This is a genomic window from Streptosporangium sp. NPDC023963 (assembly GCF_040639135.1).
Lineage (GTDB): Bacteria > Actinomycetota > Actinomycetes > Streptosporangiales > Streptosporangiaceae > Streptosporangium.
In genome coordinates this window covers 339,456-353,231 of sequence record NZ_JBEZZK010000008.1, presented here as the reverse complement: position 1 = coordinate 353,231, position 13,776 = coordinate 339,456, and the positions used below count along the sequence as shown (strand labels likewise).

Genomic DNA, 13,776 nt, shown 5'->3' with positions numbered 1-13,776 from the left:
CGTGCGGACGGCGACCTCACCGCAGCGGTCGCCGTCCGCACGCGACGGCCGAGCCGCATCCCGGCGCCGTTCCGCTCCGAGGCCGGCGACACCGCCCCCGCCGGACGCGCCACCGTGCCCACCGAGCCGGCACAGCGGAACTCCCGCACTTTCCTCGACACATCCGGTTCGGATATTCCAGCGTGCCGAATCGCACCGGGAAAACCCCGCGAAACCGCGATGGAAGGCTCTCAAGAAGCTCGTGGGGCTCATCGGGGCTCATCGGGGCTCTGCACCCTGTTCTGACGTTCGGCGCTATCCGTCGGCTGCGGGAGCACAACGAACCGCCGACCCGGTGATCACGGCTCCCGGGATCTCGACGACCTGCGGCGCGCCGGACTTCGCACCTCGCCGACCAGGGACGTCGGAAACGTCCTCGGCAACACCAGGCGATACTCCAGAATCACATGATTCACCATGATTCACCATGGTTCACCTGTCTCACCGTTAAACGATCACATTTCTTGAATACCGAACGAACGCGTTACACCGAATGTTCGGTGGATTGACCAATGTGCGGAGCCGGTCACATGAGAGATCATGATCCGGGAAGTCGCCGCCGTCTTCCTGCGAACGACAATCGAGCGACGATGTGGAGACCGAGTGAGCGACCTGCCGAGAGTCCGGCAAGCGGATCCGGGTGACAGCACCCGCTGGAGAACATCCGCGATCGTGCTCGCCGCGTCTCTGGCCGTCTGCCTGGTCGTCGCGGGACTCGCGTGGAAACGCGAGAACGACAGGGCGTCGGCTCAGGAGCGCGTCGCGCTGGCTCACAGGCTCGCGCTGCACGCCGTGGACCTGCGCGACGCCGCCCCCGGTACGGCCAGGACCCTCGGCCTGGCCGCCGTGAAGATCCACTCTGACGGGCAGACCCGGGCGGGGCTGACCGACACCCTGCTCGGGGAGCGCGGCGACGATCTCACGCTGACCCCCTCCAGCGAGGTGGCGCTGAGCGGCGACGGACGGATCGCCCTGACCGGCGGCGATGACGACGAGGTGAGCGTGTGGGACCTGACGACCTGGCTCGACTCCGAGATCACCGAGAAGTCCGATCGGATCGCCGCCCTGAGGGGCCACAAGGAGAACGTGGGCGCGGTGGCCCTGTCCTTCGACGGGCGGACCGCGCTGACCGGTGACGACGACGGCACCACGATCGTGTGGGATCTCGCCGATCCGGCAAAACCGATCCGGATGGCCGCGGTGGTGAACGAGAGGGGCGCCGAGTACGCCGAGAGCGTGCGGGCGGTGGCATTGTCACGGGACGGCCGTACGGCGGTGATCGCCGGATCCGACGTGACCATGTGGGACCTGACCGACCGCTCTCGTCCAGCCCGCCTGCCGGCGGCAGCGCACGCCTCGTCCGTTCACGACCTCGGGCTCAGCGCGGACGGCGAGATCGCTCTCGTTGTGGAGAACAGGACAGCGACGACGCTCTGGAACCTCGCCGTCCCTTCGCGTCCGGCCAGTCCGACCGGCCCGGTTCCGCTCGCGAGGTCCGTGGCGGCGGCGATGAGCGCGGACGGGCGCTTCGTCGTCCTCGGGAACGCGTATCAAGCCGAGGCCTGGAACCTCGGTGACCGGTCGCGTCCGGTTCGCACGGCCGTGTTCGACCTGCCCCTCACTGACGTGTACGACGTGGCCCTGACCTCTGACGGGATGACAGCCCTGCTCGCCGGGCCGAATGACTCCGCGTTTCTCTGGGACCTCTCCGATCAGGCCGGACCGGCCCGGATGGCCGCGTTGAAGGGATACACGCGGGAGATCAATTCTGTGGCTCTCAGCGCCGATGGCGGCATCGCCCTGGCCGCCGGCCCTGGCGGGGTTTCCCTGTGGAATCTCCACGATCTACGCGACGTGGTCGCCGACCCGGGTAAGGCAGCCTGCGACGGCTACACCAACGCGAAGATCGACAGGGTTGACTGGGCTCGCTACACGGGCAGCGCGGACTGGTCGGACTACGGTCAAGAGGACTGGGACACCCTTCTCGTCTGTTTCATCGACACGAGCTCCGCGTGAGTCCCTGGCGGTCGGCAGGGCTTGACCAGACCTCGTACGACATGGCCGCACATGCGCGCAGAGGCAGAACGCCGAAACGCGGTGGCTCGCACGGCGCTGCGGCAAACGACCGATCGGCGGTGTCACCCCGGCACGCGGGGCTGAGCATGTGGTGAGCTCACCCGGCTCCGCCCTTCCGTTTCGCTCTCGTTGTCCGGCGGCCGAGGGCACACTCACTCGGTGGCGGCGGTCGCCGGTTCGAATCCGGCCGGGAGCACCGGCCGGCGGGCAGGAACCCCCGTCGCCCTTCGGGACGGCGGGGGTTCTTCACGTACACCGCACTATCCGGCATGGCACGCATAAGCCACATACACGAATCGTGGCGACAAATGCTCATTGGCCCGGTCCAAAGTGCCTACTTCTGCCAATCTGATGCAGCCGCGCCACGGCTATCTCATCCTTCCCTGGAGACACCCATGCGTCTCAGAACGCCTGCCGCCCTGCTGGCCACCGCCGTCCTCGCGACCGGCCTGTCCAGCGTCACGACCGCTTCCGCCGCGCAGACGGCCCCCGGTGACGTGGTGTACGCCTGTGTCAACAAGACGACCCGTTACGCCCGCATCGTGAACGCCGGCGCGAAGTGCCGGAAAACCGAGTTCCCTTTCTCCTGGGGCGGCCAGGGCCAGACCACGGTCTCCGGTCCCGGCCAGCAGGGAGCGACCGGCCCGCGTGGACCTCAGGGTGAGCGCGGCCTGCCCGGCCCGCACGGCCCCGCCGGACCGAAGGGCGAAACCGGCGCCAGGGGCCCGCAGGGGAGCCGTGGCCCCGCCGGCCCCACCGGCCCGACCGGCGCCCCCGGCGCCCCCGGTAAGGACGCCACCGGCATCAAGTGGCAGACCTTCGACCTGAAGATCTTCGGCATCCCCGGCGTCAAGGGGCAGGTCACCTGCCAGAACGTTTCGAAGGACCCGGCCGTGCTGGAGTGGGACAACTGCAAGAAGGGTGCCCCGCCCGCGCCGACCCCCACCCCGACGCCGACCGCCACCGCCACGGTGACCCCCACGCCGACGCCGAGCGTGACCTCGACCTCGACCAAGGCCCCGTAACCCGTACGCACGCCTGTAACCGGTACGCACGAGAGCACCCGTTCCCCTCGTGGGGGCGGGTGCTCCCGCGCGTGGCCGGCTCGCGCGCCAGTGTTTCGTGCCGTGCCGTGCCATGCCGTGCCGTGTCGGGACAGGGCAATGGCGAGGGCGACGACATGACCGGTACGCCGCCCGGACGTGGTCGCCACCGGCCGGCAGGATGCCCGCGCGTGCAGGCCCGCACGCCCAGACCTGGCCGGCCCACCCGGCCGCCGGACGCCCTCCGAACAAGCAGGCGTGCGATTGGAATCAAGGCGATACGCGATCTTCCAAGAAAACACGAGTCGGCCTCATAGAAATCTTGACGCCACTGACGCAACATGTTGTGATCTAGGCAGTCGTTGTTCCATGGTCATTTAGTGGGAAATGGGGCAGTTGTGAGGGTTCTCCGGCGTGCGGCCGCGATGGTCGCGCTCCTGGTGGGCGCGGTAAGCGTCCAGGTCATCCAGGGCGGAGCGGCGCAGGCGGCTCTGCCCACCGCCGCCGTCGCTCTCGGCGACAGTTTCGTCAGCGGGGAGGGCGCGGGAGACTACCAACCCGTCGTCGACACCTCCGGAACAGCACAGGGCTTCCCCGGCTGGTCGGCGGCGAACAGCAACGCCTACTTCTGCCACCGGTCGGCGAACGCCTCGTTCTTCAAGGCGTCGTTCCCCGGCATTCAGGACCGCTTCAACCTCGCGTGCTCCGGCGGCCGGCCCGCCGACATCGCGAACGCCTCCAGCGCCCGCCCCAACGGCCGCTCCGTCGCCTCGCAGCTCGACCAGCTGCGCGCCGTCGCCCAGACCCACGACATCGACGTCGTCCTCATCGGCCTCGGCTCCAACAACAGCCAGTTCACCTTCGGCGACGTGGCCACGTTGTGCGCCAACCGCTTCATCGCCGACGCCTGGACGGGCTGGTGGGAGTTCTGGGCCTACCTGGGCGGCGACGTGCCGCAGGAGCCCTGCACCGTCTCGGACCTGGCCTCCGACGCCGAGGTGGCCGCCGCCACCACCGAGACCACCGCCGCCCTGCGCCAGATCCTCGACACCCTCGCCCAGGTCGACGCCGACGGCGTCCACCAGGTGGTCCTGCAGAACTACACCAACCCGCTGCCGCTCGACGTCGCCCCGCAGTACCGGGACGAGGACAACCGCACCGACACCCGCGACAAGTTCCGCGACCTCGGCGCCGAGCGGTACGCCGCCGGCTGCCCGATCCACCGCGCGAGCCTCGCCCCCGGGCACGTGTTCTCCCAGAACCTCGGCAACCTCGTCAGGAACGCCTACAACACGCTGGCGGCCGAGCGTCCGGCGGCCAACCTGCGCGTCCTGGACGTCCAGAAGGCCTTCGACGGAGCCCGGCTCTGCGAGAACCCCGGCAGCCCGGAGAACGCACTCGCCACACCGGTCCGGATACAGGAGTCGCCGAACGGCAACTTCGTCACCAGCCTGTCTGGCTGGGACAAGATCCGTGTCCAGAAGGCGGCGAACACCTGCGGCACCTACTTCCAGACCTGCCAGGAAGCGTGGCACCCCAACGCCGCGGGCCACGTCGTCCTCGGCCAGTGCCTGACCGGCGCCCTCACCGCCGCACCCCGCACGGTCGTCACGTGCGCCCGTAACTCGAACGGCTCGCTGACCATCTCCTGACGTCTCCTCTCGACTCTCGACGCACGACTCCGACGCACGACGGCGCGCGCCCCGCCTCCGGGGCGCGCGCCGTCCCGCGTTCCGCGACGGCCACGCCCCCGATACCGTGACCGGCAAGCCTCACCGGGGCAGCGTGCCCGAACGCTCCCGCCGGTCGGACGGCGCACCACCCGGCACGCGGCACGATGGAACGACCGAGGACCACAGAAGTTCATCGAGCCGTCAAAGCCAGCCGTCCGGAGAAGCGATTCCCCATTTATCGCGTTCCGGAAATCGCTTGTCGCTCTCGTCCGTCTCGAACTTGAGGGCGACGATGTGCCCTTCGTACCCCACCCCTCGAACGACCAGAAGGCGGCGGGCGGAAAATTCGTCGAGTCCACCCACCACATCCATCGTCTGTGCTGACCCGGGATCAGGGCGCTCAATGGTCAGCCCTTCCATGAGCACGGGCAGGTTGACCACCGACACGCCGTTGAATGCGATATCGATCCGGGTGGTTCCCGATGTTTCCTTGCCGCTCCGAATCAGGAGGTTCGAGTGTGTCGGCACGTAAGCCCACAGTCGAAATCGCCTGTCCGGGTAGGACAACAGTGTTTCCATGCGCTTCTCCCCTGTCACAACCCGGATTGCGTCTCTGGCACCGTCGGCGGGCCGAGACCCCGGGGCGGATCAGTCGATGACGACGTAGAAGAGCAGGTAAGCGAACAGCGCCACCAGGATCGCGTCGGCGATGAAGATTCCCAACATGATCCCGAAGAATCTGCCGCCAGGTCCCTGAAACCTCAGGAATGCTCCGACGAGAGCTCCGAGCGCGGGCAACCCGACCAGAATCAGTGCCGGAACGAACGCCGGAGCAAACGGTTGCCGTATTCCGGAATCGCTCATACCGATCACCATGTGGATCGGCGTGACCATGAGGATCGAGCTGAACAAGATGAGGATGAAGGCCAGAGGCCGGTAATTTCGCTCGTTCGGGTTCGGGGAGTCGACAGTCATGATGACCGGATGCTGACATCGCCGTAGTACAGCGTCAAGATCGGCAGCGATTGGAGTTGGGGCGCGACAGGAGGAAATCCACGCCGTCGGCTCGGGAGGTCTCCGACGAGGCCGGATACCGGCCCGCCTGGAAACGGGCGCCCGCCATTCCCGGTGAATCTCTCTTGGTCCCTCTTCTGACGGGCATGCGATCTCCGAGGGCGTACAGCCCGGTTCGCCGCGGACCGGGTTCGGCGGTGACCTGCCCGGCCGATGTTCCCCCGTTCCCCATAGTGTGATCCGGTGACCAAGAACTTCGCGATCTTCCAGGCTTCCGTCGACCATGGAGATGCGCTGGGCGAGATCCACGCGGAGTCCTGGAAGGCGGCCTATACGGGCTTCTTCGCCCCGGAGTTCTGCGCCGAGGCGGTGAGACACCGGCGCGGGAAGTGGCACGACGTGCTCGCCAAGGGGCAGGACACCGTCCTGCTCGCCGCGCTGAACGGGCGTCCGCTGAACTTCTCCTACTTCGGTTCCTCCCCGACGCGGCCGGGAGCGGCCGAGATCTTCGGCTTCTACGGCCATCCGGACAGCTGGGGCACCGGCAGCGCGGGCGCCCTGATGATCGCGACCCTGCGCAGGCTGGGCGAGAGCGGCTTCAGCCGGGTACACCTTTGGACGCTGCGCGACACGTCCCAGTCACGCCGTTTCTATGCCAAGAGCGGCTTCACCGAGTCGGGCGCGGCCCGCGGGCACGACTTCGGTGACGGCAACCTGATCGACCAGGTCGAGTACGAGTTCGTCCTCACCGGGAGGCCGCAGGAATGACGCCACGGACGGGCCCGCGCTCCGCCGATTCAGGGTGAGAAACGAACCCTGAATCGGCGATCGCCCCGGCCGCGGCAGACCTCGGTCACGGCTCGGCGGGAGCGCGCCCCCTCCCCGCGCTGCTCCGGCCCGCACGTCCGGTGTTTCTCCGATTCAGCGATCCCGTCCTGCCGACCGGAGCGGACGACGCGACCGGCGCGACCGGCGCGACCGGCGAGGACGGAGCGACCGGCGAAGACGGAGCGGTGGACACCTATCACGTCCGCTGCCCCGAACACCCCGAGCTCGAAGAGCTGCTGCTCCGCCCCGACGGGCACACCGCCTGGATCTCCACCACCACCGACCCGCAACCCGCCGGCACCCTCGCCACCGCCCGGGCCACCTGGTTCGGCGTCCCGGCGCACTTCTCGCACGGCACGGTCGAACAGACGGATTCCGGCCCCACCGTCACGTAGGGACGCAGGCACGGACCCCCGGTCGACCAGGGTCACCTGCGGTATCCCGATCTTCGGTGGGCCGGTGCCGGGCAACCGGTGGACCGATGCCGGGCAACGAGGCACAGGACCGTCGACCGCCTCCGGTCCCGTACGGAAATCAGCCGTCCTCAGGCGATCATGAGACCGATCTCATGGCATAGCCTGCGAAGGCGTACAAATCAATTGAAAAGAGAGCTGCGAATGTACATGGGAATGACGGGCTGGCTCGCGCTGGCGGTCTTCTGGCTGATCGTCGGCCTGATTCTGTTCTTCATCATCTATGGAGCCGTGAGGCTGGCTCTCAAGCATGACCGTCGAAGCCGAGGGCGCTGAAACGATGAAGAGCGGCCGACCCGATAAGGCGGGAAAGGCCGGAGTCTCCGCAGAGCCCTCTGTGCCAGGCCGGAGGGCAAGGCTCCATCCGGCGCACACTCCAACGGGAAGGCGGTGCCACAACCCGAACTTCGCCCCCACCCGGAGGCTTCAACCGGCTGGCTCGTGGGGGGACACCGAACCTGGCTCCGGGCCGATCACGAGTAACCACGGCGAATTCTCTGCCGCCGAGACCAGGGGCACGTCTCTGCCGCCGAGGCCAGTGGCACGGTGATCACGACCTTGAGTTCTGCTGCTCGACGGATCCGGCGATCGTGCGGAGTCGCCGGATCTCGCTGAAGATCTCCCTGTCGCCGGGTACGGAGATGATCGCCAATCCTTGTGGCCCGCAACGACCGCTCATTCAGTCCGCCGTCGCCCTGCCCGCGGGGAAGCGGGATGGATCCGGGGTCAAGGTGAGCGGAGTGGATCCGGGGTCAAGGTGAGCGAGGTGGATCCGGGGTCAAGGTGAAGCGCCCTGCTGGAGGTCGGCTGCCGGTTCCGCTACGTCTGGGCTCGGGCCTTCGAAACCGTCCGTACGACGTCGGTGTTCGTCCATCGGTCGTGAAGCGCCCGGCCTTCGGGGTCAAGGAGCGCCCACACCCCGTCCACGATGAGAACGACGGGCCCGGCGAACGGCACGAAGATCAGGAGCGGGAAGATCAGCGTGCGAAGAGCCGTCCTTCCCGGCGCCGGCCGTACCGTCGTCCGCATGGAGACGAGGCGGATGCGCAGCAGGCGCTTGCCCGGTGTCTGCCCCCACAGGCTGTGTTGCGCCCAGAAGTACAGAAACACAATGAACAGGACGAACAACGGTTCGGGATCTGCGTCGTCCAGCGAGAGCCCCGCCTCGTTCAAGAGCCCGTAGCCCAGGTGGATGGAGGGGAGGAACTCGTCGATGCCGGTCAGCACCAGGACGGGTTGGACGACGAAGGTAAGGACCACGATGACGATCGCGTAATCGACCAGCAGCGCCACCGGCCGGCGCCAGGTCACGCCGGCCGGCGAGGCGACCTCCGGCTGTTCCGAGGTGGCACCGCTCATCATCCGGGTGACGAGCAGGACGAGCGCGGCGGCGCCCAGGAGGCAGAGCTGGGTGCTTCCCCAACTGCTCATCACCGTGGCGAACCACTCGGCACCGAGGATGGGGATCGGGCCGCCGCACGCCTCCGCCGAGACGTAGAGGGGGGTGGCCGGTTCGATGACCGCGATCAGAACGAGAACGCCCGCCGTTCGCCGGCCCACGCTCCGGGGATTCCCGCGGCCCAGGCAGGCGAGAAATCCCCCCAGGACCAGCAGCGCGGGGATGGCCCACGCCTCCACGTTCTGCATGATCCCGTCGAGATCGCCTCGCAGGGGGTCCAGAGGCGATGTCTCCCACACCCCGGAGCTCATGCAGGAGTACGTCTCGACCGGACCGGAATGAAGCCGAAAGTACCACTCCTCCCAGGTCGGGAAGGCGGCGACGGCCGCGGCCACCATCCAGGCCGACAATGCCGATCTCGACAGCCGGGGGGAGTTCGACAAGGTGGTCCTTTCACAGGCTGGGCACACCTTATCGATCTTGAGGCAACACGCGCCGACGACCGACCTGGATCGGTGGAAAGGTGTTTCGACCGGTGGAACCCAGGAGGTTCGAACTCCTGACATCCTGCTTGCGAATCGGTCCGATCTCCGGCCATACGGCCGGACAGGTTCCGCCCCTCGGGAAAGAACGTGCGTTCCATCCCTCGGGAAAGAACGTGCGTTCCGCCCCTCGGGAAAGAACGTGCGACGGGTAGCCACGCCGCCGGGATTCCTCGGCGGGGATCCGGTCTCCAGCGCGTTGCGACACGGCGGTGGCCCGGTCAGGCCGTCCGAGCTGTCATGGCGCGCCAGCCGGAGGTGGCGGTGCCGGCCAGGAGCACTACCCCGGACAGCACACCGCTGACGAACGGTACCCAGGCGACGGCGGCCGTCGACGCCAGAACAAGACCGGCGGCGCCGAGCAGGGTGAGAACCACACCGGGTACGGCGATGCCCCGGTCCTTCCAGACAGGCGCCAACGCGATGAAGTGCACACCGACCACGAACGCCACCCAGGCCACGTTGGTCTGCTCCGGACGTCCCCAGGCGGCGAACATCCGGATTCCGCCGAAGAGCAGGATCGCCTCAGCGACGACGACGATCAGGTAGCCACGGCCGAACATGTTCCGTTGCGGGCCTGCGTCGGGCCGCTCCTTCCGGTTCCGGGCTGTGGCGAACCACATGGCGATGACGCTCGCGGCCCCCAGACAGGCGGCCACCCGCAGGAGGTTCACGGTCACGGTGTTCAGCGGGCTTTGCGCGTTGACGACGACGAAGACCGCGCCGAAGACCGCGCCGACCAGTAATCCAGTCATTCTTTGCATGACCTCATTGAAATCCGCGCCGGATTCCGTCCACACGGGGGCTAGGGCGAGGACGAGGTCCGCCTGGCACTACCGCGCCGCTCCGCGCAGATACGCGAGCACCGCCAGCACCCGCCGGTTGTCGTCCTGGGACACGGGTAGCTCGAGCTTGACGAACACGCTGGCCACGTGCTTGCCGACGGCCGCCTCCGTGATCGACAACGCGCGGGCGACAGCGCCGTTGGAGCGCCCTTCGGCGAGCAGGGCGAGCACCTCGCGCTCGCGCGGGGTCAGCCGGTGCATCGGCTCGGTGGCCTCCCTGGCCCTGGCCCAGGTCTGCTCGAACAGGTCGATGAGGGTGGTGATCAGGCTCTGCTGCCTGATCACCAGGGCGCCCGGCGAATAAGGCACGGGGGTGATCCGGACGAACGCCACCGTGCGGTCGAAGACGAGCACCTGCTGGATCGGCTCGTCGACGACCCGGTGCAAGTTGCCGACGGCATGCAGTTCCCTGACCCGGGCCGCCTTACGGGGATCGTCCAGCACGCTCGCGTGAACGATCGTGCGCATCGTCATGCCGCGCCGCAGGGCGTCGAGCACGCTGCGCCTGCTCTTCTGCTCCTGGCGGCCCTTCTCCGGTGAGCCCACCGGGTGCATGGCGCGCAGCTCGCCCGCCGAGCGGGTGGCCTGCGCGATCTGCTGCCGGACGAGCTCGCTGTCCTCCAGCCGCTCGACGTCGACGGGAATGCCGCGTAGCTCGCCGACCACCTCTTCCAGCCGATGGGCAAGCTGGGCCAACGACACGCTCTCGTCCACACGCCTCCTTCACCGGCCGCGCCGCCCCTCACGCGGACCCTACTGACAGATTCCGGCCGTTGCGATTCGCCGAATCATCCCGTCCTCGTCCCCGTCTCCATCTCCCTCCAAGGTCGCTGTCACCCGGCCGATCACCCGGAACCGGTGCTCCCCGGAACGGAGCGGGGCTCGACCGGCCCGAGGCTCCACGACCCGCGCCATGCCTGTGCCTCGTTCCCGCTCGCCTCCGGTGCCCCGCCTCGGGCCGTGACGACGACGCCGGGTCACCGCCGGATCGATCTGATCATGATCGCGTACACGCATGTGTTCCTGAACAGCGAGGGGGAACCGCCAAGACTTGAATCAGTAAATATCTTAAATTGCTCATGTTTGTGGGGATATATTGGAGCCATGACCGCATCCCAGCCCCCGACCACCGCCGAGGAGCTGCGAGGTGCCGGCCTACGGGTGACGGCGGCCCGTGTCGCGCTGCTCGAAACCGTCCGAAACGGTGACCATCTCGGTGTCGAGGCACTCACCTCGGGAGTGCGTGACCGTATCGGCCAGGTCTCCCTGCAAGCCGTGTACGAAGGCCTCCACGCGCTCACGACCGCGGGACTCGTCCGCCGTATAGAACCGCCGGGCAGTCCGGCCCTGTTCGAGGGGCGGGTCGGCGACAATCACCACCACATCGTGTGCCGATCGTGCGGCGTCGTCGCCGACGTCGACTGCGCGATCGGTGAGGCGCCCTGCCTGACCGCGTCCAACGATCACGGTTTCGCGATCGACGAGGCCGAGATCATTTACTGGGGCGTGTGCCTCAACTGTTCCACCGCCAGCTGATCCGGAAGGATTTCCATGACCGAGAACCACGACGCGATCGTCCCCGGCACGAAGAGCGGGGGTGAGGCAGGCGGCTGTCCGATCGCGCACGACTCCGTGACCGCGCACGGCAGCGAGAGCGAGAACCCGGCCATCGACTCGCCGACCCCGAAGACCGGTGGTCGTCCGCACACGAACCGGGACTGGTGGCCCAACCAGCTCGACCTCTCGGTACTGCGGGCGCACTCCTCCAAGAGCAACCCGCTGGCAGGGGACTTCAGCTACGCCAAGGAGCTCGAGAAGCTCGACGTCGAGGCTCTCAAGCAGGACATCATCGAGGTGCTCACCACCTCGCAGGACTGGTGGCCGGCCGACTTCGGCCACTACGGCGGCCTGATGATCCGGATGAGCTGGCACGCCGCGGGCACCTACCGCATTCACGACGGTCGCGGCGGGGCCGGCGAAGGCTCCCAGCGTTTCGCCCCGCTCAACAGCTGGCCCGACAACGCCAACCTCGACAAGGCCCGCCGGCTGCTGTGGCCGGTCAAGCAGAAGTACGGCCAGAAGATCTCGTGGGCCGACCTGCTCGTGCTCGCCGGCAACGTCGCCCTGGAGTCCATGGGGTTCAAGACCTTCGGCTTCGGTTTCGGCCGCGAGGACATCTGGGAGCCGGAGGAGATCTTCTGGGGCCCGGAGGACGCCTGGCTCGGCGACACGCGCTACGTCAGCGACAACGAGATGTCGCCGGACGTCGGCGCGACCGAGATGGGTCTCATCTACGTCAACCCGGAGGGTCCCCGCGGCAACGCGGACCCGGCCGCGGCGGCGTACTTCATCCGCGAGACCTTCGGACGGATGGCGATGAACGACGAGGAGACCGTCGCCCTCATCGCCGGCGGCCACACGTTCGGCAAGACCCACGGCGCCGGGATCGCCGACGACCACGTGGGACCGGAGCCCGAGGGCGCGCCGCTGGAGTCGCAGGGGCTGGGCTGGCTGAGCACCTACGGCAGCGGCAAGGGCAAGGACGCGATCACCAGCGGTCTCGAGGTGACGTGGACCGACGTGCCGACCCAGTGGAGCAACCGTTTCTTCGAGATCCTCTTCGGCTACGAGTGGGAGCTCACCACGAGCCCCGGCGGCGCCAAGCAGTGGGTCGCGAAGGACGCCGAGGCGATCATCCCCGACGCCCACGACCCGTCGAAGAAGCACAAGCCGACGATGCTCACGACCGACCTGTCGCTGCGCGTCGACCCGGCGTACGAGAAGATCTCCCGCCGCTTCCTGGAGCACCCCGAAGAGTTCGCGCTGGCCTTCGCCAAGGCCTGGTACAAGCTGCTGCACCGCGACATGGGTCCGGTCAGCCGCTTCCTCGGACCGTGGGTCGCCGAACCCCAGCTGTGGCAGGACCCGGTGCCGGCCGTCGAGCACGAGCTGGTGGGTGAGGCCGACATCGCCTCCCTGAAGGCCAAGGTCCTGGAGTCCGGCCTCACGACCGCCCAGCTGGTCTCCACCGCCTGGGCCTCCGCCGCGAGTTTCCGGTCCACCGACAAGCGCGGCGGCGCCAACGGCGCCAGGATCCGCCTGGAGCCGCAGCGGAGCTGGGAGGTCAACCAGCCCGAGCAGCTCGCGACGGTCCTGGACACCCTCGAGGGCATCCGGCGTGAGTTCAACGAGGCCGGCGGCGCGAAGATCTCGCTGGCCGACCTGATCGTGCTGGCCGGCTCGGCCGCCGTCGAGAAGGCGGCGCGCGAGGCCGGCGTGACGGTGACGGTGCCGTTCCGCCCGGGCCGCACCGACGCCACCCAGGAGCAGACCGACGTCGAGTCCTTCCAGGTCCTCGAGCCCCGCGCCGACGGGTTCCGCAACTACCTGTCCTCCGGGGTGAAGACCCCGCCGGAGGTGCTGCTCGTCGACCGTGCCTACATGCTCAACCTGACCCCGCCCCAGATGACCGTCCTCGTCGGCGGCCTGCGCTCTCTCGGAGCCAACTTCGGCGGTACCCGGCACGGCGTCCTCACCGACCGGCCCGGCGTGCTCACCAACGACTTCTTCGCCAACCTGCTCTCCCCGGGCACCCGGTGGAAGGCGTCGGAGTCCGAGGAGCACGTGTACGAGATCCGCGACGTGAGCACCGATGAGGTGAAGTGGACCGCCACCGCGGTCGACCTCGTCTTCGGCTCCAACTCCCAGCTGCGAGCCCTCGCGGAGGTCTACGCCAGCCAGGACGCCTCCGACAGGTTCGTGGCCGACTTCGTCGCGGCCTGGACCAAGGTCATGGAACTCGACCGGTTCGACCTCGCCTGATCCATCCGTTCCACCCGACGAG

At 68.1% G+C, this 13,776-nt stretch carries 14 protein-coding genes and 1 tRNA gene; 10 read left to right on the top strand and 5 right to left on the bottom strand.

What is annotated here, in order from left to right:
- The 5 genes from AB0F88_RS25410 to AB0F88_RS25390 form a co-directional block, all read left to right on the top strand.
- The coding region (locus AB0F88_RS25410) for a hypothetical protein (RefSeq protein ID WP_362688752.1) at window positions 1-285 on the top strand (285 nt) is incomplete at its 5' end.
- Window positions 286-711: 426 nt separating this feature from the next.
- On the top strand, window positions 712-2,055 hold the full coding sequence (locus tag AB0F88_RS25405) for a WD40 repeat domain-containing protein (RefSeq protein ID WP_362688749.1): 1,344 nt from the start codon (window positions 712-714) through the stop codon (window positions 2,053-2,055).
- Window positions 2,056-2,237: 182 nt separating this feature from the next.
- A tRNA-Arg gene (locus AB0F88_RS25400) sits at window positions 2,238-2,311 on the top strand.
- Between the two features lie 199 nt (window positions 2,312-2,510).
- Window positions 2,511-3,140: a hypothetical protein gene (locus AB0F88_RS25395; RefSeq protein WP_362688746.1), complete on the top strand. Its 630-nt coding sequence runs from the start codon at window positions 2,511-2,513 to the stop codon at window positions 3,138-3,140.
- Window positions 3,141-3,556: 416 nt separating this feature from the next.
- Complete coding sequence (locus AB0F88_RS25390; protein WP_362688744.1) at window positions 3,557-4,810, top strand: hypothetical protein; 1,254 nt, start codon at window positions 3,557-3,559, stop codon at window positions 4,808-4,810.
- A gap of 222 nt (window positions 4,811-5,032) precedes the next feature.
- Here the strand turns inward: AB0F88_RS25390 and AB0F88_RS25385 are convergent, their stop codons facing one another.
- Together AB0F88_RS25385 and AB0F88_RS25380 are read right to left on the bottom strand one after the other, a co-directional pair.
- Window positions 5,033-5,410, bottom strand: a complete 378-nt coding sequence (locus AB0F88_RS25385; protein ID WP_362688741.1) for a hypothetical protein — start codon at window positions 5,408-5,410, stop codon at window positions 5,033-5,035.
- A 69-nt stretch (window positions 5,411-5,479) separates the two neighbouring features.
- Complete coding sequence (locus tag AB0F88_RS25380) at window positions 5,480-5,806, bottom strand: hypothetical protein (RefSeq protein ID WP_362688738.1); 327 nt, start codon at window positions 5,804-5,806, stop codon at window positions 5,480-5,482.
- Between the two features lie 282 nt (window positions 5,807-6,088).
- On the opposite strand from AB0F88_RS25380, the gene AB0F88_RS25375 reads away from it, so the two are divergent.
- The 3 genes from AB0F88_RS25375 (at window position 6,089) to AB0F88_RS25365 (ending at window position 7,422) form a co-directional block, all read left to right on the top strand.
- A complete protein-coding gene (locus AB0F88_RS25375) occupies window positions 6,089-6,613 on the top strand; it encodes a GNAT family N-acetyltransferase (protein ID WP_362688735.1) in 525 nt (174 codons plus the stop codon).
- 59 nt (window positions 6,614-6,672) lie between these two features.
- Entirely contained in the window at window positions 6,673-7,068 is a 396-nt protein-coding gene (locus AB0F88_RS25370; protein WP_362688771.1) for a hypothetical protein, read from the top strand.
- Between the two features lie 222 nt (window positions 7,069-7,290).
- A complete protein-coding gene (locus tag AB0F88_RS25365; RefSeq protein WP_362688731.1) occupies window positions 7,291-7,422 on the top strand; it encodes a hypothetical protein in 132 nt (43 codons plus the stop codon).
- Window positions 7,423-7,965: 543 nt separating this feature from the next.
- Here AB0F88_RS25365 and AB0F88_RS25360 read toward each other — a convergent pair.
- The 3 genes from AB0F88_RS25360 to AB0F88_RS25350 all read right to left on the bottom strand — a co-directional run bounded on the left by AB0F88_RS25360 (window position 7,966) and on the right by AB0F88_RS25350 (window position 10,646).
- The gene (locus AB0F88_RS25360; protein ID WP_362688728.1) at window positions 7,966-8,988 is read right to left on the bottom strand and encodes an RDD family protein; all 1,023 of its coding nucleotides are present in this window, start codon (window positions 8,986-8,988) and stop codon (window positions 7,966-7,968) included.
- A 320-nt stretch (window positions 8,989-9,308) separates the two neighbouring features.
- Window positions 9,309-9,887, bottom strand: a complete 579-nt coding sequence (locus AB0F88_RS25355; RefSeq protein ID WP_362688725.1) for a hypothetical protein — start codon at window positions 9,885-9,887, stop codon at window positions 9,309-9,311.
- Window positions 9,888-9,920: 33 nt separating this feature from the next.
- Entirely contained in the window at window positions 9,921-10,646 is a 726-nt protein-coding gene (locus tag AB0F88_RS25350) for a helix-turn-helix transcriptional regulator (RefSeq protein WP_362688722.1), read from the bottom strand.
- A gap of 390 nt (window positions 10,647-11,036) precedes the next feature.
- On the opposite strand from AB0F88_RS25350, the gene AB0F88_RS25345 reads away from it, so the two are divergent.
- Together AB0F88_RS25345 and katG are read left to right on the top strand one after the other, a co-directional pair.
- Complete coding sequence (locus tag AB0F88_RS25345; RefSeq protein ID WP_362688719.1) at window positions 11,037-11,468, top strand: Fur family transcriptional regulator; 432 nt, start codon at window positions 11,037-11,039, stop codon at window positions 11,466-11,468.
- Window positions 11,469-11,483: 15 nt separating this feature from the next.
- Complete coding sequence (gene katG, locus AB0F88_RS25340; RefSeq protein ID WP_362688716.1) at window positions 11,484-13,754, top strand: catalase/peroxidase HPI; 2,271 nt, start codon at window positions 11,484-11,486, stop codon at window positions 13,752-13,754.
- Window positions 13,755-13,776 lie beyond the last annotated feature (22 nt).

Excerpts from the sequence above, each read along its gene's own strand:
- AB0F88_RS25395 (WP_362688746.1), top strand. The coding sequence starts at position 2,511 with ATGCGTCTCAGAACGCCTGCCGCCCTGCTGGCCACCGCCGTCCTCGCG.
- AB0F88_RS25385 (WP_362688741.1), bottom strand. The coding sequence starts at position 5,410 with ATGGAAACACTGTTGTCCTACCCGGACAGGCGATTTCGACTGTGGGCT.
- AB0F88_RS25380 (WP_362688738.1), bottom strand. The coding sequence starts at position 5,806 with ATGACTGTCGACTCCCCGAACCCGAACGAGCGAAATTACCGGCCTCTG.
- AB0F88_RS25365 (WP_362688731.1), top strand. The coding sequence starts at position 7,291 with ATGTACATGGGAATGACGGGCTGGCTCGCGCTGGCGGTCTTCTGGCTG.
- AB0F88_RS25345 (WP_362688719.1), top strand. The coding sequence starts at position 11,037 with ATGACCGCATCCCAGCCCCCGACCACCGCCGAGGAGCTGCGAGGTGCC.
- katG (WP_362688716.1), top strand. The coding sequence starts at position 11,484 with ATGACCGAGAACCACGACGCGATCGTCCCCGGCACGAAGAGCGGGGGT.